Origin of the sequence: Segatella maculosa OT 289 (genome assembly GCF_000243015.1) — a bacterium.
GTDB lineage: Bacteria > Bacteroidota > Bacteroidia > Bacteroidales > Bacteroidaceae > Prevotella > Prevotella maculosa.
On the sequence record NZ_JH594501.1, the window covers coordinates 261,860 to 284,465 of the forward strand.

General features: G+C 49.8%; 17 protein-coding genes. 8 read left to right on the forward strand and 9 right to left on the reverse strand.

All coding sequences use genetic code 11. The features are described from left to right. Positions 1-4: 4 nt before the first annotated feature. The 3 genes from HMPREF9944_RS03270 to HMPREF9944_RS03280 all read left to right on the forward strand — a co-directional run bounded on the left by HMPREF9944_RS03270 (position 5) and on the right by HMPREF9944_RS03280 (position 2,817). Positions 5-361, forward strand: a complete 357-nt coding sequence (locus HMPREF9944_RS03270) for an MmcQ/YjbR family DNA-binding protein (RefSeq protein ID WP_008564426.1) — start codon at positions 5-7, stop codon at positions 359-361. A gap of 152 nt (positions 362-513) precedes the next feature. Then, a complete protein-coding gene (locus HMPREF9944_RS03275) occupies positions 514-1,872 on the forward strand; it encodes a sodium-dependent transporter (protein WP_008564427.1) in 1,359 nt (452 codons plus the stop codon). 54 nt (positions 1,873-1,926) lie between these two features. Then, entirely contained in the window at positions 1,927-2,817 is an 891-nt protein-coding gene (locus HMPREF9944_RS03280; RefSeq protein ID WP_008564428.1) for a helix-hairpin-helix domain-containing protein, read from the forward strand. An 880-nt stretch (positions 2,818-3,697) separates the two neighbouring features. Here the strand turns inward: HMPREF9944_RS03280 and HMPREF9944_RS03290 are convergent. The 9 genes from HMPREF9944_RS03290 to rimP form a co-directional block, all read right to left on the reverse strand. Continuing rightward, the gene (locus HMPREF9944_RS03290; RefSeq protein WP_008564429.1) at positions 3,698-4,621 is read right to left on the reverse strand and encodes a helix-turn-helix transcriptional regulator; all 924 of its coding nucleotides are present in this window, start codon (positions 4,619-4,621) and stop codon (positions 3,698-3,700) included. Between the two features lie 158 nt (positions 4,622-4,779). Beyond that, entirely contained in the window at positions 4,780-5,451 is a 672-nt protein-coding gene (locus tag HMPREF9944_RS03295; RefSeq protein WP_008564430.1) for a ribonuclease HII, read from the reverse strand. Positions 5,452-5,636: 185 nt separating this feature from the next. Next, on the reverse strand, positions 5,637-6,875 hold the full coding sequence (locus HMPREF9944_RS03300; protein WP_008564431.1) for an aminotransferase class V-fold PLP-dependent enzyme: 1,239 nt from the start codon (positions 6,873-6,875) through the stop codon (positions 5,637-5,639). 155 nt (positions 6,876-7,030) lie between these two features. Next, the gene (sufD, locus tag HMPREF9944_RS03305) at positions 7,031-8,374 is read right to left on the reverse strand and encodes a Fe-S cluster assembly protein SufD (protein ID WP_008564432.1); all 1,344 of its coding nucleotides are present in this window, start codon (positions 8,372-8,374) and stop codon (positions 7,031-7,033) included. 14 nt (positions 8,375-8,388) lie between these two features. Then, complete coding sequence (gene sufC / locus HMPREF9944_RS03310) at positions 8,389-9,153, reverse strand: Fe-S cluster assembly ATPase SufC (RefSeq protein WP_008564433.1); 765 nt, start codon at positions 9,151-9,153, stop codon at positions 8,389-8,391. Between the two features lie 29 nt (positions 9,154-9,182). Further along, positions 9,183-10,628 (reverse strand): Fe-S cluster assembly protein SufB, encoded by a 1,446-nt coding sequence (gene sufB, locus HMPREF9944_RS03315; RefSeq protein ID WP_008564434.1) that lies wholly within the window; start codon positions 10,626-10,628, stop codon positions 9,183-9,185. A gap of 500 nt (positions 10,629-11,128) precedes the next feature. Next, entirely contained in the window at positions 11,129-13,897 is a 2,769-nt protein-coding gene (gene infB / locus HMPREF9944_RS03320) for a translation initiation factor IF-2 (protein ID WP_008564435.1), read from the reverse strand. Between the two features lie 69 nt (positions 13,898-13,966). Then, on the reverse strand, positions 13,967-15,232 hold the full coding sequence (gene nusA / locus HMPREF9944_RS03325; RefSeq protein ID WP_008564436.1) for a transcription termination factor NusA: 1,266 nt from the start codon (positions 15,230-15,232) through the stop codon (positions 13,967-13,969). Between the two features lie 4 nt (positions 15,233-15,236). Beyond that, complete coding sequence (gene rimP / locus HMPREF9944_RS03330) at positions 15,237-15,704, reverse strand: ribosome assembly cofactor RimP (protein WP_008564438.1); 468 nt, start codon at positions 15,702-15,704, stop codon at positions 15,237-15,239. Between the two features lie 875 nt (positions 15,705-16,579). On the opposite strand from rimP, the gene HMPREF9944_RS03335 reads away from it, so the two are divergent. From HMPREF9944_RS03335 to HMPREF9944_RS03355, 5 genes are all read left to right on the forward strand, one after another. Further along, positions 16,580-16,894, forward strand: coding sequence for a hypothetical protein (locus HMPREF9944_RS03335; protein ID WP_008564441.1), 315 nt, complete (start codon positions 16,580-16,582; stop codon positions 16,892-16,894). Between the two features lie 136 nt (positions 16,895-17,030). After that, positions 17,031-19,379, forward strand: coding sequence for an outer membrane beta-barrel family protein (locus HMPREF9944_RS03340; protein WP_008564442.1), 2,349 nt, complete (start codon positions 17,031-17,033; stop codon positions 19,377-19,379). Positions 19,380-19,521: 142 nt separating this feature from the next. Beyond that, positions 19,522-21,042 (forward strand): 2,3-bisphosphoglycerate-independent phosphoglycerate mutase, encoded by a 1,521-nt coding sequence (gpmI, locus tag HMPREF9944_RS03345; RefSeq protein ID WP_044113295.1) that lies wholly within the window; start codon positions 19,522-19,524, stop codon positions 21,040-21,042. 4 nt (positions 21,043-21,046) lie between these two features. Then, the gene (gene ung, locus HMPREF9944_RS03350; RefSeq protein ID WP_008564444.1) at positions 21,047-21,709 is read left to right on the forward strand and encodes a uracil-DNA glycosylase; all 663 of its coding nucleotides are present in this window, start codon (positions 21,047-21,049) and stop codon (positions 21,707-21,709) included. A 146-nt stretch (positions 21,710-21,855) separates the two neighbouring features. Next, positions 21,856-22,458: a DUF3109 family protein gene (locus HMPREF9944_RS03355; protein WP_008564445.1), complete on the forward strand. Its 603-nt coding sequence runs from the start codon at positions 21,856-21,858 to the stop codon at positions 22,456-22,458. The last annotated feature ends 148 nt before the right edge of the window (positions 22,459-22,606 follow it).

A 22,606-nucleotide genomic window follows, 5' to 3' on the forward strand; every position in this document is an offset into this window, starting at 1 on the left:
GCTTATGAATATAGAAGAAATCCGCACCTATGTCCTATCGCTTCACCCCGAAGTTACCGAAGACCTGTTTGCCGGCGACTGGCTTTCTTTCCGCATACATGGCAAATGGTTCGTACTGATTTGGCTCGAATCGCCTGAGCCACGCATAGCCGTCAACATACAACCCGACACGGCTCGCGAGCTGAGAGAACGCTATGACGCTATCCAGCCGGCCTATCACATGAACAAAGAACATTGGAGCGACCTCTTTATTGAACGGCTTGACGACGGATTGGTCAGGCAACTCATTCGCCAATCTTATGTGAACATCGTTGGAAAACTGCCCAAGAAAGCCCGCGAAAACCTGTCGTTGGCCGACTGATGGGACACGGTTTGCCATCTCACATAATATGATTGAACGTTATCCTGCAATGATAAACAGCAACAAAAAGGCAATATATTCTTTCTATTATACCGTAAAAGCGGAATATTTTTTATAAATTTGTCGTCAGTATTCCATCAAACCATGATGAAATGTCAGAAGAAAGAGTAAACTTCGGGAGCAAGATTGGCGTGATATTGGCCACGGCCGGGTCGGCTGTAGGGCTTGGAAACATTTGGCGTTTCCCCTATATGACGGGCGAAAATGGCGGAGCTGCGTTCATTATCATCTATATATTGTGCGTCATTGTGCTTGGAATTCCCTGCATGATTGGCGAGTTTATCATCGGCCGTCACGGTGCTTCTAACACGGCAAGAGCCTACACTCGCCTCGCAAAAGGGACGAGATGGAAGTGGATCGGCTACTTGGAAGTGCTCACAGGTTTCCTGATTACGGGTTATTATGCAGTCGTTTCGGGTTGGTGTCTCAACTATATCTATGCCGCTTTGATGGGCGAATTGAAAGGCGATCCGGCCTTTATTACGGCCTATTTTGAGGCTTTTTCCAACGATCCGATACGTCCCGTGGTCTGGACAATCATTATCTTTGGCATCACACATTTCGTGATTGTGCATGGCGTTCGCAATGGCATTGAGAAGGCTTCCAAGCTGATGATGCCCACGCTTTTTGTGCTTTTGCTCGTCATTGTGGTTGCCGCCTGCCTGCTACCCGGAGCATCCAAGGGTATGGACTTCTTGCTGAAGCCCGACTTTTCCAAGCTCACGGGCGACGTTTTCCTTGGGGCTTTGGGCCAATGTTTCTATTCTTTGAGCATCGCCATGGGCTGCCTGTGCACCTATGCCAGCTATTTCAGCCGACAGACCAACATCAGCAAGGCGGCCGTTCAAATCGGATTGATTGACTTGTTGGTGGCCGTTCTGGCCGGATTGATGATATTTCCCGCGGCTTTTTCGGTCGGAATCAGTCCCGACAGCGGTCCTTCGCTCATCTTCATCACGCTGCCCAACGTCTTCAATCAAGCCTTTTCGGGCTTCCCGGTCATTGGTTGGCTCGTGGCATTGATGTTTTATGCACTGCTTTCGCTGGCCGCTTTGACCTCTTTGATATCCCTTCACGAGGTCAACACCGCTTTCTTTTATGAAGAACTGCACATCTCCCGCAAGACAGGCGCATGGATTGTGACCGTCGCCTGCTGCCTGATTGGGGCGGTATGTTCGGTGTCTATCGGACAGAAAGCCCACATGTCGCTCTTCGGAATGGACCTTTTCGACCTCTTCGACTTTGTGACCGGACAGCTGATGTTGCCCGTCTGTGGCATGTTAATGTGCCTTTTCATGGGCTGGTATGTGCCGAAACAAATCATCAAAGACGAGCTGACGAACTGGGGAACGCTGCGTTTCAGCTGTTATCATCTGTTCATTTTCGCCATGCGTTTCGTCTGTCCGCTGTGCATTCTGGCCATCGTGTTGCATCAATTCCACTTGATTTGATGGCCATGAACAAGAGCGAAAACGTCCCATACCCCTTGAAACGCATCTGATGGCATGAAACTCAAGGAATTCTTCTATTTCAACCGCTCCGATCGCCAAGCTATTCTCTTCCTGCTTGCGCTGGCCGTGGCCGCAATCACTGCGTTCTTCCTCTTCGACGACAAGACGGTCACCACGGAAAATGGCTGCCGGTCGCAACCTCAGAAGGGTAGAGTGGACGGCAAAACCGGTCGACCACTATATTATAAGGTGGAAGAACGGACGCCCGAACTGTTCACGTTCGACCCGAATACGGCCGACAGTACCGCCCTGTTGAGCTTGGGGCTGCGCCCATGGCAGGTGCGTAACATCTATAAATACCGCAGCAAGGGCGGCATCTATCGCTGTCCGGCTGACTTTGCCCGCCTTTATGGGCTCACACAAAAGCAGTATCTTGCCCTGAAACCCTATATCCGCATCGGCAAAGCGTACCAACCTGCCGCGCTTCTTCCCGAGGCCCAAGAGCGCAAAGCACGCCATGACAGCCTCGTGGCACACTATACACCGAAGCTGAAAGCGGGAGAACACATCGAGTTGAACGCTGCCGACACCTCGCTTTTGCAGCATGTTCCGGGCATAGGACCCTATTATGCGCGTCAGATTGTGCGCTATCGTGACCGCTTGGGTGGCTTCGTCAATCCCGCACAGTTGCTGGAAATCGACGGCTTTCCGGCTACTTCTCTGAACTATTTCAGCGTGAATGCCGCCCTTGTTTCAAGGCTGAATGTCAATCAACTCACGCTTTCTCAACTGCGACATCACCCTTATATCGACTTCTATATGGCCCGCGATATCGTGGATTATCGCCGACTTCGCGGTCCGTTGAAGCGGCTTGACGACCTCCGGCTCCTCAAGTCTTTTCCCCCGGAAGCCCTCGAACGCCTTCGTCCCTACATCACCTTTTGAGATATAGAAGCCCACCCCCGGCCCCTCCCGAGGGAGGGGAGAGACGCAACTACAACTTCCTTATTGACGTTTTCTTGAGAAGTACTCTTCTTCAAAAGGGAGGGGAGAGCAGCAAGCCGGTCCGTTTCGATTTGCAATAAAGTCCACCCCGGCCCCTCCCGAGGGAGGGGAGAGATGCAAGTGCGCCTGTTCCGGTTGGCAAAGTCAGTTATATTGCGCGGTAAAATGGCTGCGGTTAGCGTGCAATATGGCTGACTTTGCACCGCAAAATGGGCCATATTGGAAGCCTGTGTCCAACAGGTTGTTTTCCAAAGGCTTACAGATGGGACGGCAGACGATGAATGGAAGAATGCCGATGGCTTGATTTCAGTCCGGCAGATACATCATAAGGGGCGAACAAGTAGGCTTTTTTAATGGACAAATAACATGACGATGATAGTAATGCTTCATGCGTTTCGACGAAGATGCAGGGTTTTTAATGGCCGACCCCCATGGAGTTTGTTCACGGCATGGGGCATGTTCGCTCCCTCGTTTTGTCAAGTGGCCGCACTTCAATACATTTACTGCCAACCCGCTTGCCTGTTAACTCGTCAACTTGTCAGTTATAAAGCGGGCGGACGCACGAGCCGTGCGTCCCTACATGCGTGCAAGTGGTTTGCTGCATCAGCTGTTTTGCACATGAATAGGAGCGAGAAGGAGATGTAGGGACGCACGGCTCGTGCGTCCGCTCAGGATGAATTGTAAGTGAATGCACATGATTGTTGGAATGGACGCACGAGCCGTGCGTCCCTACATGCGCATGAACAATCAACTTGTCCACCCGTCTACTTGTCTGCTGTTAACCAAAATGTGAGTGGACGCACAGGCCGTGCGTCCCTACTTAGCCCGCAATCTCGCTCTCCCCTCCTTTGGAGGGGTTGGGGGAGGCTCCTTTTTTCCCCTCAACATACCTGCGCAAGCCTTCATCTCCCAGCACTTCGATGTCGTCATAAAGCCCGAGTATGAAGCGACCAATGCCCAGATAACTCATCATATCGGCTTCGAAGAGCCAGTGATGCTCGTCTTCGGGCGTGAAAAACCCCGACGAAATGGGATACTCTTCAAGCATAAGATTGTAGGAAAGTTGGCCCATGCGCAGCCGGACACGGTAGCTTTGCTCGCCCGAAAAGCCGAACATGTCGGTGAAAACACGCTTATGAAGGTCGGCATGTATCCAAGGTGCGTCGTAGATTTCAACCTTTCCGATGCGCGCCAGCTTGAATGTTTTGTTCATTCCCGATGCAAATTCGTAGCAACGCACGTCTTGATGGTCGTTCAAAAAGAGGAAAGGTTCGACCACACGGTCGCTGAATGAATGGCTATGAGGCGAGGAATAACGGTGCAAACAGACTACCCTTCGGTTGTTGATGGCCGTGGTGAGGTCGTCGAGATTACGAAGTTGCTTCTTTCGATAGCGTGAGTCGGTGAAGCAACGCAGGTCGTAGGCGCAGGCTAACTTACGCTTAATAGAGGCTACGGTGGGGTTCTTGGCGTCGGCACCGTCGGCAAGTTGAAAGAGCAAAGCAGCCTCCGTGGCTGTGAAATTCACCGAAGAAGCGATGCGTTGAAAGAACGGTGAATTGGGATCAAGACGGTAACAGTTTCCGTTACGCAGCACTTTGAAACCGTAATCACGCAGGAATTGAAGATAGTAATATAGGTTGCGACGCGTGCAATTCAGGTGCTTACACAAGTCTTGTGCAGTGTAATCGGTACCATCGGTCATTAAAAGTATGAGCGAAAGCTCGTTGCCTAATTTCTTCATAGAGGCCTCCCCCCGCCCCTCCGAAGGAGGGGTGAACCCCTTGCGGCAGGGCTATTAATGTTATATTATTCTCTTTTCTTATCCCGTTACAAGTATATTTTCTCACCATTCCAATATTCAAATGGATTTGGCCTGCCCATCCAACCTAACTAAAACGCTCATTTGTCAAACTCAAACTCGCCCTCCGCAAACGTATGCTCCTCTCCTTTGGAGGGGCAGGGGGAGGCTCTTAATTGATAACTCCTCCTATGCAACTCGCTAATCCCGTGCTCCTCAATTCCCTGATAATGCTTTTTGGTGGGATAGCCCTTGTTGCTTTCCCAGTCATAAAAGGGGTGGAGGCGGGCCTGTTCCACCATGTAATCATCGCGATAGGTCTTGGCCAAGATGGCGGCGGCGGCAATACTTTGGTATTTTCCGTCGCCCTTGACGATGCAAGTATGGGGCAATTGCCTGCCGGCATCGGGCAGTTTCGCGCCAACGACATAGGGATCGAAGTGGTTCCCGTCGATAATCAGAGCCTCGGGGCGCACTTTCAGTTGGTCAAGTGCACGGTGCATGGCCAAGAAACTGGCGTGGAGAATGTTGATTTCGTCAATCTCTTGGGGCGTAGCAATGCCCACGGCCCACGCCAAAGCATCATGTTCAATCTGTTCGCGCAAGGCGTAACGCTTCTTGGACGAAAGCTGTTTGCTGTCGTTCAGGGCCGGATTGTCATAGTCGGGAGGCAGAATGACCGCCGCAGCATAGACACTTCCGGCCAGACAACCGCGGCCGGCTTCGTCACAACCGGCCTCGACAAGGCCGTGATAATAATGTGGAAGAAGCATATAAGCTATTTTTTATCATGCAAACACGAGGCTGATGCAAAGCCGAGCAGGCAGACATGCAACGCATTTTACTTGTTAACATGTCAGCTTGTCAACTGAAGTGCGAGCGAACGCACGAGCCGTTCGGTTCCTACATGCTGAAAAGCACACAATTTGTTCACTCGTTTGCCGTCAACTTGACCACTTCAAAACATCGTGTTGATGCGTTTAATGGCCGCAATGAGGGCATCGACTTCCTCGAAAGTGTTGTAAAGTGCGAAGCTGATGCGCGAAGTTCCGAGCACACCCAAGCGGTCCATGAGCGGTTGGGCACAGTGATGGCCCGTGCGAATGGCTATACCGAGGCGGTCGAGCAGCGTACCCATGTCCATATGATGAATGTCGCGGAGCTGAAAACTGATGACGGCATCGTGGCGTAAAGGCGAAGAAGCATCGTCGGGCACGCCATAAAGCTTCATTCCTTCAATCGTTCGCAGTTGCCGGATAGCATAACGCGTGAGTTCTTCCTCATGCTTTTGAATGGCCTCCATGCCCAAATCAGACACATAATCCAGGGCTTTTGCAAGCCCGGTCGTGGCGATATAGTCGGGTGTTCCAGCCTCGAACTTCAGCGGCGGACGCTCAAAAGTGGTCTTGTCGAAGCTGACATGCGAAATCATCTCGCCACCACCCTGATAAGGGGGCAGCCGGTCGAGCCAATCTTCCTTGCCATACAGCACGCCGATGCCCGTGGGGCCGTAGACCTTATGTCCGCTGAACACGAAGAAATCGCAATCAAGTTGCTGCACGTCGACCTTGAAATGGGGTGCACTCTGGGCCCCATCTATGACGACCGGAACGTTATGTTCATGTGCAATACGAATGATTTCTGCTACCGGATTGATGGTCCCCAAGACGTTGCTGACATGAGAAACGCTCACAATCTTGGTCTTTTCGCCAAGCATACACTCAAAGGCTTTGAGGTCGAGAACGCCGTTATCGTCCATCGGAATGACCTTCAGAACAATGCCTTTTCGGGCTTGTTGAAGTTGCCAAGGAACAATATTAGAATGGTGTTCAACGGTGGAAATGATGACTTCGTCGCCTTCTTGCATGAAAGCTTCACAGAAACTCGACGCGATGAGATTGAGTCCTTCGGTGGTTCCGCGGGTGAAAACAATCTCATTTGCGGTTCTTGCATGAATGAATCTGCGCACCGTTTCGCGCGCTCCCTCATGCAGTTCTGTAGCTTGCTGGCTGAGCCAATGCACCCCACGATGCACGTTGGCATTGACATTCACGTATTCTTCACGCATCGTATCCAGCACACAGAGTGGCTTCTGCGTGGTGGCCGCGTTGTCGAAATAGACAAGTGGGCGGTCATAAACGGTGCGCGAGAGAATGGGGAAATCCTTTCTTATCCGGTTTAATTCGTAATCCTTCATTTAAAATTCATCATTATGATTGGTTTGCAAGCCTGACCTCTCCTCTTTTCAGCGGTTTCTTTTCGCCTCAAGATGAGGAGCCGTAATTGACGAAAGTATAAGTTGTGCCTTACAAAAGTATAAGTTGTCAAAAACACCTCCATGGAGTGAAGCGGTCACTTGCACAAATCGCAGCCCTCACACTTGTCCAGTTCGCCGCGGAAACGCTTCTCGACAAGGTGGTGCAAACGGTCGCGCAGCGGTTCAAGTTCCATCTTGTCGATGACCTCATTGATGAAAGCGAACTCCAAGAGCAGCTTGGCTTCCTTCTTGCTGATGCCGCGTTGCTGCATATAGAACATGGCCGCATCGTTCAATTGTCCCACCGTTGAGCCGTGGGCACACTTCACGTCGTCGGCATAAATCTCCAACATGGGCTGCGTGTACATGTGGGCGGTCTTCGTGGCGCAGAGGTTTTGGTTGGTTTCCTGACTGATGGTCTTCTGCGCTTCCTGCCTGACGAGCACGCGACCAGCAAAGGCTCCCACCGCATTGTCGTCGAGAACGTATTTATAAAGCTCGTTGCTTGTGCAATGCGGGGCCTGATGATCGATGAGCGTATTGTTGTCTACGTGTTGTTCCTTATCGGCCACCACGCAGCCGTTGCAATGGCATTCGGCCCCTTCGCCCTTGAGAACGAGGTCGAGGCGATTGCGCGTTACGCCGTTATGCAGGGTGATGACGTTGTGATTGACGCGACTGTTGGCCTGCTGTTCGATGTAGACATTGCTCAAACGTGTGTTCTTCAGATGCGTTTCCTCTAAGCAGTTGAGTTCCAAACTTGCATTCTCGGCCACATAAGCCTCGATGACTTGTGTGGAAAGAAACTTGCGGTTGTCGGCTGCATGGTCGCAAAATAGGAACTTGGCTTCGGCACCTTGTTCCATAACGATGAGCACACGGCGGTTGACCATGAGGTCTACATCGGCACGAAGGATATTGATGACCTGAATAGCACGGTCTATCTTGACATGCTTCGGCACGTAGACAAAGAGGCCATCTTGGGCGAACATCGTGTTCAAAGCCGTGATGGCATCTTCTCGGGTATCGGCAATCCGGGCATAATATTCAGCGATGAGGCCCGGCTTCTGAGTGGCTACGTGCCCCAAGGAGTCAACGATGACGCCCTCGGGCAGGCCTGCTTGCGGCAGCATCTTGTTATAAAAGCTGTCGTTGACAACGAAGTAAAGGGACGTACTGAGGTTAGGTACGTCGCATTTGAACGTGTCGTAAGGGTTCAACGGTATCTCCAAACGATTGAGATTCAAGCCATAATCCGGTGCAAACAAGGCCGGAATGTCGGTGTATTTGTAGCGTTCTACCTTGCGTGTCGGGAAACCTTGTGCCTTGAAATCGGCAAAGGCACGGTCGCGAACGGCGTTGAGCACGTCGGCAGCATGGCGCTTAAGCATGTCCGAAGCCTCGTTGTAGAGATCGATATATTGTTGTTCACTGTTCATCATCAGCCACTTTGTTAGTCATCATATCGGGCATCAGCCTCTTCTTTGATCCAATCATAACCGTGTTGTTCGATTTCCTTGGCCAGTTCGGGGCCGGAAGTCTTGACGATTCTTCCTTTGTAAAGCACGTGAACCAAGTTAGGTTTGATCATGTCCAGCAGGCGTTCGTAATGCGTAATGACGATGGCCGAGGTCTTTGCCGTGTGCATTTTGTTCACACCGTCGGCCACAATGCGCATCGCATCAACGTCAAGTCCCGAGTCAGTTTCGTCGAGAATGCTGAGCGTCGGCTCCAACATTGCCATCTGAAAGATTTCATTTCGCTTCTTCTCTCCGCCCGAAAAGCCTTCGTTGACCGAGCGATGTGCCAGCTTACTATCCAAATCTACCAGCTTTCTCTTCTCGCGCATGAGCTTCAAAAAGTCGGCGGCATTCAGCGGTTCCCGGCCTTCATACTCGCGTTTGGCATTGATGGCGGCCCGCATGAAATTGGTCATTGACACGCCGGGTATCTCAACCGGATATTGGAACGAAAGGAACAAGCCTGCCCGCGCCCGGTCCTCGGGCTTCATCTCAAGCAGGTTCTGACCGTTAAAGACGGCTTCTCCCTCGGTAACCGTATAGAGCGGGTTTCCTGTGAGCACTGCACTCAGCGTTGATTTTCCCGAGCCATTGGGGCCCATAATCGCATGAATCTCTCCGTCATTGACCGTGAGGTCGATGCCTCTTAATATTTCTTTGCCGGCAATCTCGGCATGCAAGTTTCTTACTTCTAACATTTTCTTACTTCAAAATCGTTATTATTCCTTTATCCTACAGTTCCTTCAAGACTCACACTCAACAGCTTCTGGGCCTCAACGGCAAACTCCATGGGCAGCTTGTTGAGCACTTCTTTGGCATAACCATTGACAATCAGCCCCACGGCCTGCTCGGTTGGGATGCCACGTTGGTTGCAATAGAAGAGTTGGTCTTCGGATATTTTGGAGGTAGTGGCCTCATGTTCCACCACAGCCGTGTCGTTATGGATATCCATATAAGGGAAGGTATGGGCGCCACAATTGCTGCCCAACAGCAGAGAATCACACGAACTGTAGTTCCGGGCATTGTCTGCATGGGGCGTCGCACGCACAAGTCCGCGATAAGAATTCTGGCTGTGACCGGCCGAAATGCCCTTGGATATGATGGTAGATTTGGTGTTCTTGCCCATGTGAATCATCTTTGTTCCGGTGTCGGCCTCTTGATAATGATTGGTAACAGCAACACTGTAGAACTCTGCAACGGCGTTGTCACCACGCAAAATACACGAAGGATACTTCCAAGTAATGGCCGAACCTGTTTCGACCTGCGTCCAACTCAGCTTCGAATTGACACCACGCAGGTCGCCTCTTTTGGTCACAAGGTTCAGCACACCGCCCTTTCCTTGCTCGTCACCGGGGTACCAATTCTGCACGGTCGAGTATTTCACCTCGGCATTATCCTTGACAATGATTTCCACAATGGCTGCATGAAGCTGGTTCTCATCACGCATCGGGGCCGTACAACCCTCCAGATAGCTCACGTAGGAATTGTCTTCTGCGACGATTAATGTGCGTTCGAACTGACCAGTGTTGCGTGCATTGATACGGAAATAACTGCTGAGTTCCATCGGACAACGCACGCCTTTGGGAATATAAACAAACGAACCATCGCTGAAAACCGCACTGTTGAGCGCCGCAAAATAGTTGTCACGATAGGGCACAACGCTTCCCAAATACTCCTTAACCAAGTCGGAATGCTCCTTAACGGCCTCGCCGATACTACAGAAGATGATACCTTTCTCGCGCAATTTCTCCTTGAACGTGGTCTTCACCGACACCGAATCCATGATGGCATCGACGGCCGTTCCGCTCAAAGCCAAGCGTTCTTCCAAAGGAATCCCCAGCTTGTCGAAAGTCTTTTCCAGCTCCGGATCGATCTCTTTGTTCTTCGGTTTCTTGGCCAAAGGGTCTGCATAATAGGAGATAGCCTGATAATCTATCTCGGGAAGATGTACATGTCCCCAAGTAGGTTGCTTGAGATGACTCCAATATTCATAGGCTTTCAGGCGGAAATCAAGTAGCCATTCAGGTTCTCCTTTCTTGTGCGAGATAAGGCGAACAACGTCTTCGTTGAGCCCTTTCTCTATGATATCGGTCTGTACATCAGTGGTAAAGCCGAACTCATACTTCTTTTCTGCCACCTGTTTTACAAACTCATTCTTTTCCTTTTCTGCCATTTTACAACTGTCTGTATGAATATGACTGACAAATAGTGTACCATTTCCAATATGGTCACATTTGTTATTAATTACAATAGTGACACCCTGTCATTGCCGAAGAGTGCCACTACCTTATATATGCCTGCAAATGCCGAGACGGCTGAAAGCAACTTCTCTTCAGGTCTATGCAGTCGCCGGCATACGGCAAGAGCCGAGGCGCATTTCCCACATGGCGAGTTCTCCCATACACTTCCAAAACATTCCCATCGGGATGAAACACACAGTTCCAGGGGGTTGGAACACACAGTTCCACGGGGGTGGAACGCACAGTTCCACGGGGGTGGAACGCACAGTTCCACGGGGATGAAACACATGGCCTCTCCGAGAGGTAATTGGTTTTCAGCCACCGGGCTGTTCTGCGCGACCGCTTTGGTGTGCCGTTTGTTTCCGATATTTGCAGATTGCTGATGAGTGGCAGGTCGGCTTTGCCTCCATCTGGAAGCAAAGCTGATGCACGCTTATAGTTTCTGTTCTACCTCGATCTCGGTGAAGGTTTCAATGATATCGCCCTCCACGATGTCGTTATAGTTGACAAGACTCAGGCCACATTCCATTCCCATCGGAACTTCCTTGACATCGTCCTTGTAGCGTTTCAGCGCATTGATATCAGCCGTATGGATGACGATACCGTCACGAACAACGCGGGCTTTATCCTTGGCATGCACCTTACCCTCGGTGACCAAACCGCCGGCAATGGTCCCGACTTTGGAGATTTTGAACACCTGTTGCACCTCAATCTGGCCAGTAACGATTTCCTTTTTCACCTTATCCAGCATACCCACCATGGCACTCTTGATGTCGTCAATGGCATCGTAGATAATCGAATAGGTGTTGATTTCAACGCCTTCACGGTCGGCCAATCGGCGCGCATCAGAAGAAGGACGAACTTGGAAGCCTACGATGACAGCATCAGAAGCACTGGCCAACATGACATCGTTCTCGCTAATCTGGCCCACGGCCTTGCTGATGACGTTCACCTGTACCTTCTCCGTGGAGAGTTTAATGAACGAATCACTCAAAGCCTCAATGGAACCGTCGGTATCACCCTTTACAATGATATTCAATTCATGGAACTCTCCGCGGGCAATGCGGTGTGAAATATCGCCAAGCGTAAGGCGCTTCTGTGTTCGCAAGCCTTGTTCACGCTGTAACTGTTCGCGCTTGTTGGCAATCTCGCGTGCCTCTTGTTCCGATTCCAATACATGGAATTGGTCACCCGCAGTAGGTGCCCCATTGAGACCAAGGATAATTGCCGGCTCTGAAGGCCCGGCTTGCTCGATACGTTGGTTGCGCTCGTTGAACATCGCTTTGATACGACCCCAGCTTGTGCCTGCAATCACAACGTCGCCAATCTTCATCGTGCCATTACTTACAAGAACTGTACTTACGTAACCGCGCCCCTTATCAAGTGAGGACTCGATAATCGTACCCGTAGCCTTCCGGTTTGGGTTGGCTTTGAGGTCAAGTAGTTCGGCCTCAAGCAACACCTTGTCCAACAAAGCATCTACACCAACACCTTTCTTTGCACTGATTTCCTGACATTGATACTTGCCGCCCCACTCTTCAACGAGCAAATTCATGTTGGCTAAGTCCTCACGTATCTTATCCGGATTGGCTCCGGGCTTGTCAATCTTGTTGATAGCGAACACCATGGGCACGCCGGCTGCCTGCGCATGGGCGATAGCTTCCTTGGTTGTAGGCATCACCGAGTCGTCAGCTGCAATGATAATGATGGCGATATCCGTCACCTGTGCACCACGAGCACGCATCGCTGTAAAGGCTTCATGGCCCGGGGTATCGAGGAAAGTGACCTTTTGTCCGTTCTTTAATGTGACACTATATGCGCCGATATGCTGTGTAATGCCGCCAGCCTCACCGGCAATGACGTTAGTATTGCGGATATGGTCGAGCAAGGAAGTCTTACCGTGGTCAACATGCCCCATTACCGTAACGATAGGAGCCCGTGGAGCAAGATCATTCTCGTCGTCTACTTCTTCACTGACAGCCTCTTGGACCTCAGCACTGACATATTCCGTCTTAAAGCCGAATTCATCGGCCACCATATTGATGGTCTCGGCGTCAAGTCGCTGGTTGATGGACACCATGATGCCCACGCTCATCAATGTAGAGATGACCTGTGTCACACTGATATTCATCATCGTTGCCAACTCACTGACCGTCACAAACTCGGTCAACTTCAGCACCTTTGACTCGTTTTGTTCGGCACTCGCCTCCTGTTGCAGCTTTTCCTGAATCGCTTCACGCTTTTCCTTGCGATACTTGGCACCCTTCTTGTTCTGGCTTTTGCTCGTCAATCGAGCGAGCGTTTCCTTCACCTGACGTGCCACAGCCTCGTCATCCACCTCCAACGGCTTTTGATTTCGCTTGTTGCGGTTCTTCTTATTCTTGTTTTTCCCGGCGTTATTGCCACCGTTGTTGCCCTGATTCCCGGTATTCTGCTTGGCTTCTGCATTGATGTCCACACGCTCTTTGTTGATGCGTGCACGCTTTTTGCGTTCGCCACCGTTCTGTGTGGCCGCCTTTTCCTCACGCTCCTTGCGCTTTTCTTCCTTGGATTTCTTCTTCGGACGTGTGCTTTGATTCAGCGTGTCGAGGTCTATCTTGCCCAGCACATTCACTTTTGGTGTGTTGAGAATCTGCTGCTCGCTCTTCAGCGTAAAGATGCCTTCGTCGGCCTTTTCTACTGTAACTTCGGGTTCCTTCGGCTGTTCCGGCTCCTCAACCGGTTGCTTTTCAACCGGCTTTTCTGCCTTTAACTCCTCCTTAGGGGCTTCAGGTTCTGGCACTTTTTCTTCCTTTTTGGGCTCCGGACTGACGGCAGCAGCCTTTGTTTCGGGAGCTTTTTCTTCAGGAGCAGCAGACTTTCGGGCCGAAGCCTTCTTGCCGACGCTGTCAAGGTCGATTTTTCCGACCTGCTTATAGACCTGTTGATTTGACGATTCCAGCAGACTTTCGGCACGATTCTCCTTCACTTCGGGTGCGCGCTTCTTCTCTTTTGGTTTCTTCTGAAAGAGCTTTTCCGCCTCACTGCGCACGGCAGCGTCCTGCTTGAAAGCCTCTACGAGTGCCTGATATTGGGCATCGTTGAGCTTGAAGCTCAGGTCGTCCTTCACCTCTCCCAGTTCACTTTTCTTTTGAAGGAAGTCAACTGCCGTTTGACGTCCTATGTTCAATTCGCGTAATGCTTTGTTTAATCTGATGCTCATGTATGTATCTTACTCCTTTTTCTTTATTAGGGTGTTTCTGTTTTCTGATGGTGTTGCCTCCCCACGTGCCTACTGTTCGAACTCGGTCCGCAGCACATTGAGCACATGGTCAACGGTTTCTTCCTCAAGATCGGCTTTCTCTACGAGCATTTCACGCGGTGCATTGAGCACAGCCTTGGCCGTATCCAGCCCGATACTCTTGATGGCATCAATCACCCATTGGTCGATTTCGTCGGAGAATTCGTCCAAATAGATGTCCTCATCGGCCTCACCTTCGGGCACTTCACGGAACACATCGATGGTGAACTCGGTCAACATCGAGGCCAACTTGATGTTCATTCCCCCGCGACCGATGGCCAAACTGACTTCTTCGGGCTGCAAATAAACCTCGGCTTTGTGGTTCTCTTCATCGATATTAATGCTGCTTACGTGGGCCGGACTCAATGCACGTTGAATGAAAAGTTTGATGTTTGAGGTGTAGTTCACCACGTCGATGTTCTCGTTACACAGCTCACGAACGATGCCATATACGCGACTTCCCTTCACTCCCACACATGCCCCAACGGGGTCAATGCGGTCATCGAAGCTCTCAACGGCAACCTTTGCACGCTCTCCCGGCATGCGGGCTATCTTGCGAATGGCTATAAGTCCGTCGCCAATCTCAGGCACTTCGGCCTCCAATAAACGCTCCAAGAACATGGAATTTGTGCGCGAAAGGATAATCTTGGGATTGTTGTTCTCATTGTCAACGCGTAAGATGACGGCACGAATCGTCTCACCTTTGCGGTAAATATCAGCCGGAATCTGCTCGCTTTTCGGCAGAATCAGCTCGTTATTTTCATCGTCTACGATGAGCACTTCACGCTTCCAAACCTGATAAACTTCGCCAGAAACGATCTGTCCCACGCGGTCCTTATACTTGTTATACAGCGTGTCATGCTCCAATTCCAACACCTTTGAGGCCAACGTTTGCCGCAAGTTCAGAATGGCACGACGCCCGAATTTCGCGAAATTCACCTGTTCCGAGACTTCTTCTCCCACCTCATAATCGGGCTCAATCTTTTGAGCTTCCTTCAGTGCTATCTGTTTGTTCTCGTCTTCAACCTCTCCGTCGGGCACGACCATGCGGTTCCGATAGATCTCAAAGTCGCCCTTGTCGGGGTTCACAATGACGTCGAAATTCTCGTCACTGCCGAATAGTTTGGCAAGCACATTGCGGAAACTCTCTTCCAAAACGCTCACCAATGTCGTGCGATCGATATTCTTTGTTTCCTTAAACTCACGGAAAGTGTCGATCATGCTGACCTGATTCTCATCAATCTTTTTTGCTGCCATAGCTTTATTTGAAACTTATTAAGTATTTAGTATATTTCACATTGTTCATCTTGAAAGCATGGTCAACGTCCATCAGTTGCGGACGTTTCTTGCCTTCCACTTTCACCTTCTCATTCACGGTGACCACAAAATCATTGCCATCAACGCTTTTCAGCACGCCTTGATACTTCTTTCCGTCGGCATCCATCACCTCGACTTCCTTGCCAACAAAGTTCATATACTGCTGAACCACCTTGAAAGGCTGACCCAATCCGGCTGAACCTACCTCCAATTCATAGTCTTCTTCGTCGCGACTGAGACGCTCTTCGATATACCTACTCAGCGCAACACAGTCTTCAATCCAAACGCCATCGGCGTGGTCGATCTCAACAACAATCTTGTCATCCGGGCTGATTTCGATGCCAACAAGGAAGTATTCCTTGTCCGACAGCCACTCGTCTACGAATTTCTTTACGACGTTTTTGTCAATCATACACGTTATATTAAACTAAAATGAGGAACTCTCTCGGAGCTCCTCATTCCACTGAACGCTGCAAAATTACGACTTTATTCTGTAGTATGCAAACTTTTCGCCGTTTAATTTCAATCGAGCAGCAATATACTTTCTATTCTTCAGCCCCTCAATCCGGACCATCGGGCATGCCGAAACGCTTTGGATAAACGGAAACACACAAGCTGTTCCTTCCTACTTCGGGTATACAAGCATCGGGAACAAGTGGTTCATACCGTATCAGCGCTGTAAGCCTTGCACATTTTATGCCCCTTTTAGGATTGCTCGAAGCATTATATGAAATTCCTTTACAAGTAGCCTCGCATAACTTGCGTATTCAAAACGAAAACGATTCCTTAGCCGAAATATACGCATTTTAAGTCAATCCATAACCCGTTGTCAGTCAATTGATTGCACAATTCTTGGAAAATAGCGACACAATGTCAGCCATTTCTCTCGGTCGTCCTGTTCATTTTGCTTTCTAATATCGCCCATTCCGGCGCGGGAAATGAGTGAGATAGCTAAGCAAAATGACAGATGTTGAGAGGAAAAATGACTGAAACTATCCCGCAATCCGATTTTCATTATCTCGTAAAATCGATTTCCATGGTTTTTCTTCTCCAGATGGTGACGACCGAATACCCCTGTTTTCAATGAATAAATTTTACAAAATAAGTATTTAAGACCATTGAACGGAAATGATAATACATTGATATTACGGCACAAAACAGTGATAGAATGGCATTAAGAACATTTTTCATACGTTATTATTCTTTTTGTCGTTTTCTTTGTTTAATTCAAAAATTATATATACCTTTGTGATGTTACATTAAATTTTAACTTAAAACCTTACAGAAATGAAACACTTTTTGGTAGTAGCTATGCTGATGGTGAGCGCTTCATGCGCAGCGTTTAGTCTTCAACCAAACAAAGCTGTTGAGTCTTTTAGCTGGAAATGGAATTGGATTCAACATGAAAATGAAACAAGTCCTATGTTTAATCTAATTTGCCCAAGATGTGGTCATTCTGATTTTGTAGGTACACCCACTAAGGAAGATGAAACCATTTGGGTGTTTCAGTGCACAAATTGCCCTTTTTCCATTAAGGCTAAACAAGTGGGAACCATGACGGGCAAAATAGACAAAGATAAACAGAAGAAAGACGCACCCTAATCTATCTTTCTCGTATCTGTCAGCTATTTTGCTGACGGATACGAGATGAAAAATATCAAGAAAAGACGATGTCTAATTACTAATTCATTATATGCTTTGCTCCTCAAAGAGTGGAAGCACATAAAAATTCCATGTTATGAAAAATATAAAGAGGGCTTTTCTCGCTGTTTTATTGTTGTTTGCTTTGACGGCAAATGCACAAAATGGACGTGACAGCCTTTGTGCCATAAACGGCCGCATCACCGACAATAACGATAAACCGCTGCCAAACGTCTCCGTGTTGCTGCTGAATTTGGCCGACACCACCAAGCGACAAGCGGCGACAACCAACGAAAACGGACAATTCAAGAGCCTGCTTCCCGCAGGCTCTTATCGTCTGCGGCTGAGCAACATCGGCTATGCGCCACTCTCAACCGCAGTGAGCGTGAAGCACAACATGACGCTGCCGGCCATCCGAATGCAGCCCAACAGCACGGCTTTGCCGGAGGTTTCGGTGGTTGCTAAGCGCACGGTTTACGACTTGGATGGCTACACTACGAAGATAAACACCGACGAAATGTTTCGCAAACGCAGTGCCGATGAGATATTGCCTTTCCTTCCCGGCGTCAGCAAAAGCGGCGATTCGTACAGTGTTTACGACCATCTTGTCACCGCCATCTACATAGATGGGAAGCGTATCAACATGGATGGGAGCATTGCCAGCAGCATTCTCTTCGGCTTGTCGGGCAAAAGAATCGAGCAAATCCGTATCAACAACAACGTTGGTGTGGAGGGTGGAAGTAGCTTGATGGGTAAGGCTGTGATTTATATCACGACGGTTAAAGTGAGCAACGGCGGAAATCTTTCGTTGGGCGACCGTATGGTGATCGGAAAACAGCTCCGTAACAACGCCCCCAGTATTGACTTGAGATGGAACCATGGGAAGGTATCGGTCAACCTCTCTGTTTTTGACTGGATGGTATGGGGAAAACACCGGCCCGAATATTCGGGTACAACCTTTTACGACACCCATCTGCAGACCGAAAGTGTCCGGAAAAGCCTGCTAAAAATGAAGCATTCGCCTGATGTAGACCTCAGTGTGTTCTACGATTTCACGAAAAACGACAAGCTATCCGTCGAAGTCACGGGCCATCATATCACCAATCAAAGCGACTGGAACAGCCTGACCACCATCGCTGAAGGATCGAATAAAGGCGTATCGATGGCCACCGCAGACACCACGCGCCTCAATTCAAACAGCATAGCAGGCTATTTGGACTTCCTCCATCGGTGGAAGAAAGGCTATTGGTGCATCTATTCGGAACTGAAATACGACTACCGTCGCAGCAACAACTGGGCTTTGATGACCGACTACACGGGCACCCTAAGCGACCGTTCCAATATGAATCGGACGCGAACGACGGCTGTGGACGCCGGACTTTACGGCATGCAGCGGCTCGGGCAAGGCATCATGCTGCGCTATGGGGCCGGTTATGTGCGGATGTCGGGCCGTTTCAGAACGCAACGAACGGAAAACAATACGCCCGAACGCGACGATTACGACTACACCGAAAACCAATTCAGCGCCTACGGTCGCTACAGCCACAGCGTGAACAAACGATTTGAATATTCCATAGGGCTGCGCTACGAATACACGCAGGCCACGCCAAACTCCTTGACGAGCAGTATTGAGGTACACAACAACTATGGTGAATGGCTGGGGCAGGCAAAATGGCGCTATGTTTTGAATCCCCGGCGCGGCCACAGCCTATCAATGAGTTACAACCGCAACATTTCCCGCCCCCACATGTTCTATCTGAACCCGGCAAAAGAGTGGAAAAGCGACCAATCCTACACGACCGGCAATCCCTATCTGCGTGCCATGACCTCCGGCGAAGCTGAAGCTGCCCTCTCACTTTTTGAAGATTATCGGTTATCCGTGCGCTACAGCAACAGTAAAGGCATTACAAATGTCTACGAAAAGGTGGTGGGCGAGAATGTCTACCGCTATATTCCCACCTATGGTTCGCGTAACAACGGCTTCGGTGCGTCATTCTATGCGCCGATCAGGCTGAGCAAGAAGGTCAGAATGACCAGCAGTATGGGCTATTCGTTCTCTCACGACCAAATGAACGGCCTTTCTGCCTACAGCAACAGCTTCAGAATAAGCGGCAGCATGATGGCCGATTTGCCTTGGGACATCAAATCTTCGTTCGGTGCAGGCTATTATAGCCCTTCGAAAGGCGTTTACAGCCGCACATCAGGTAGCGGGAGAATGGAAATGAGCCTGAGTCGGTCGTTTGGTCCATTCAGAGTGAACCTCAATGGCGATTATACCACGCTTAAAATCACCCGCCTTCGCATGGCAGGAATAGAGAATTGGTCGCGTCCCGACCGCTTCGACTGGCTCAGAGTCACCATCGGAGCAAGCTATTCGATAGGTTGGGGAAAGCTTGAACAATACAATTTCAAAGGCAAAGTGAGCAACGAACTCAACCGATTCTGACCGTTCTCGGAAACAGTTTGACTGAGATTTGACTAAAGACATGATGTGTCTGTGAAAAAAACGGGCGCAACTTCTTTGTTTTCTCGCCCGATTACACTAACTTTGCAGGACACAGGATATTAGATTTTAAGTTTATTAGATTATGGGAAAGAAAGCTTTATTGATGATTCTCGATGGATGGGGAATCGGAAAACATGGACGAGGCGACGTGATTTACAACACACCGACTCCTTTTTTGGACTATCTGAATGCGGTTTCTGCGCATTCTCAGTTGCTCACTTCGGGCGAAGACGTGGGTCTTCCGCATGGCCAGATGGGCAATTCTGAGGTAGGTCACCTCAATATCGGGGCCGGACGGATTGTCTATCAAGACTTGGTGAAAATCAACAAAGCCTGCGAAAGCGGTGCGATATTGAAGAACCCGGGCATCGTAGAAGCCTATTCTTACGCGCAAAAGACTGGTAAGAAGCTTCACTTGATGGGCCTTACTTCGACGGGAGGTGTGCACTCTTCGCTCGCTCATCTCTTCAAATTGATCGAGATCGGCAAGGAGTATGGCACCAAAACTTACGTGCATTGCTTCATGGACGGCCGTGATACCGACCCGAGGAGCGGTAAAGGTTTCATCGAAGAGGTGCAGGATTGTTGCGAAAAGAACGGCGCCCATGTCGCAAGTATCGTAGGGCGGTTCTACGCAATGGACCGCGATAAGCGTTGGAACCGCGTGAAAGAAGCCTACGATTTGCTGGTGAAAGGCGAGGGAAAACAGGCAGACGACATGGTGAAAGCCATGCAGGAAAGTTACGACGAGGGCGTGACCGACGAGTTCATCAAGCCTATCAACAACAGCAAGGTCGACGGAACGATTGGCGAGGGCGACGTCGTTATCTTCATCAACTACCGCAATGACCGTGCTAAAGAGCTGACACAAGTACTCACGCAACAGGATATGCCCGAGGAAGGTATGGCTACTGTGAAGGGCTTAATGTACTATTGTATGACGCCATACGACCCAAATTTCAAGGACGTAAAGGTGCTTTTCCCGAAAGAAAACGTGAAGGATACGTTGGGAGAATACCTATCAAGGCTCGGCAAAAAGCAGCTTCACACGGCTGAAACCGAGAAGTATGCCCACGTAACGTTCTTCTTTAACGGCGGACGTGAGGCTCCTTTCGAGGGCGAAGACCGCATTCTTGTGCCCTCACCTAAGGTGGCTACCTATGACTTAAAGCCCGAAATGAGTGCCTTTGAAGTGAAAGATAAGCTCATTGCTGCCATCAATAAGAACATCTATGACTTCATTGTTGTCAACTTTGCCAATGGAGATATGGTCGGTCACACGGGCGTTTACCACGCTATTGCCAAGGCCGTTTGGGCCATAGACCACTGTGTGAAGGAGGTCATCGAGGCTGCCAAGGCTAACGATTATGAGGCACTTATCATCGCTGATCACGGCAATGCGGACAATGCTATCAATGAAGATGGAACGCCAAACACGGCACATTCGCTCAATCCCGTGCCGTTCATCTATGTCACCGACAATAATTCTGCGACCGTGAAAAGCGGCCGTTTGGCTGATGTTGCGCCGTCTATCCTGCACATCATGGGCTTGGAACAGCCGTCGGACATGACAGGTGAATGTTTGATTTCAGATAATAAATAAGCCAATGGTAAAGATTGAAGAGAGTTGGAGTAGGTATCTTGGTGAAGAATTCAACAAGCCTTACTTTGCAAACCTTGCGAAAGCGGTTCACGAAGAATACCGACGTGGCACGTGTTATCCGCCGGGAGAGCTGGTTTTTAACGCCTTCAACCTCTGTCCTTTCGATGAAGTGAAGGTGGTAATCATTGGGCAAGACCCCTATCATGGGCCCGGGCAGGCCATGGGTTTGAGCTTTTCTGTGCCCGAAGGTGTGTCGATGCCGCCCTCACTTATCAATATATTTAAGGAGATAGAGGCCGACCTTGGCAAGCCGATGCCGCCGAATGGCGACCTGACACGGTGGGCCAAGCAAGGCGTTTTGCTCTTGAATGCCACACTGACCGTGCGTGCACACGAGGCCAACAGCCATCAACAATTGGGCTGGACCACCTTTACTGATGCAGCTATCAAGGCCTTGAACGACCACAAGAACGGCCTTGTTTTCATGCTATGGGGCAGATTTGCCCAAGGGAAAAAGTATCTTATCGACCACAATAAGCATTGCATTTTAGAGTCAGTTCACCCTTCTCCACGCTCAGCAAGACTCGGTGGGTGGTTCGGAAATCATCATTTTTCGCAGTGTAATGCATATTTAAGGGAACGAGGAGAGCAGGAAATAGCTTGGTAAAAGCCTACCCCGGGGTCTCCAGATACCTCTCCATGGCCCTCCCCCAAGGGGAGGGAGTGTGGGATAGTGGGCTATATTGTCGTATTCCGCACGCCTCGTGCGGAATATTCTATATGCAATAAGCCCTCAAAGCAACAAAAGACATTATGAAAAAAGAGGATTTGCACATCATACAGATAGGCAGCGTGCTGGTCTCTCCCGATGTGATTACGGAGAAATTCTGCTGCGACCTCGACAAATGCAGGGGAGCTTGCTGCGTAGAAGGCGATGCCGGGGCTCCTGTTACGCTGGAGGAAATCAACGAAATCGAGGAGACTTTGGACGCTGTTTGGGCCGATATGAGTGCCTCGGCACAGGCCGTTGTCGATAAACAAGGCGTGGCTTATGCCGATATAGAGGGCGATTTGGTGACGAGTATCGTGGGCGGTAAGGACTGTGTCTTCACATGTTACGAGGACGGATGCTGCCTTTGTGCACTCGAACGCGCCCATCGCGCAGGCAAGACACGCTTTGTGAAGCCCGCTTCCTGTGCGCTTTATCCTATCCGCACCAAGGAATTTGGCCACGGACTTGTGGGCATCAACTATCACAAATGGGCTATTTGCAAGGACGCAGTCGCAAAAGGTGAGGCTCTCAACCTGCCTGTTTACAAGTTCTTGAAAGGTCCTCTTGTCCGCCGTTTCGGCGAAGATTGGTATGCAGAATTGTGCGAAGCGGCCAAGGAAATAGAGGAAATGATAGACAAATAAAAGCCTTTAAAGCCTCCCTCTCCCCCGCCGAAGGAGGAAAGCCAGAGGAAGCTGCATCTCATTTAAGGCTCCATGACTATAGTTATGCGCACAATTAAAACCTAATCATAGGGAAATTATGCCGCTGTATGCCTGTGATTTGTTTGCT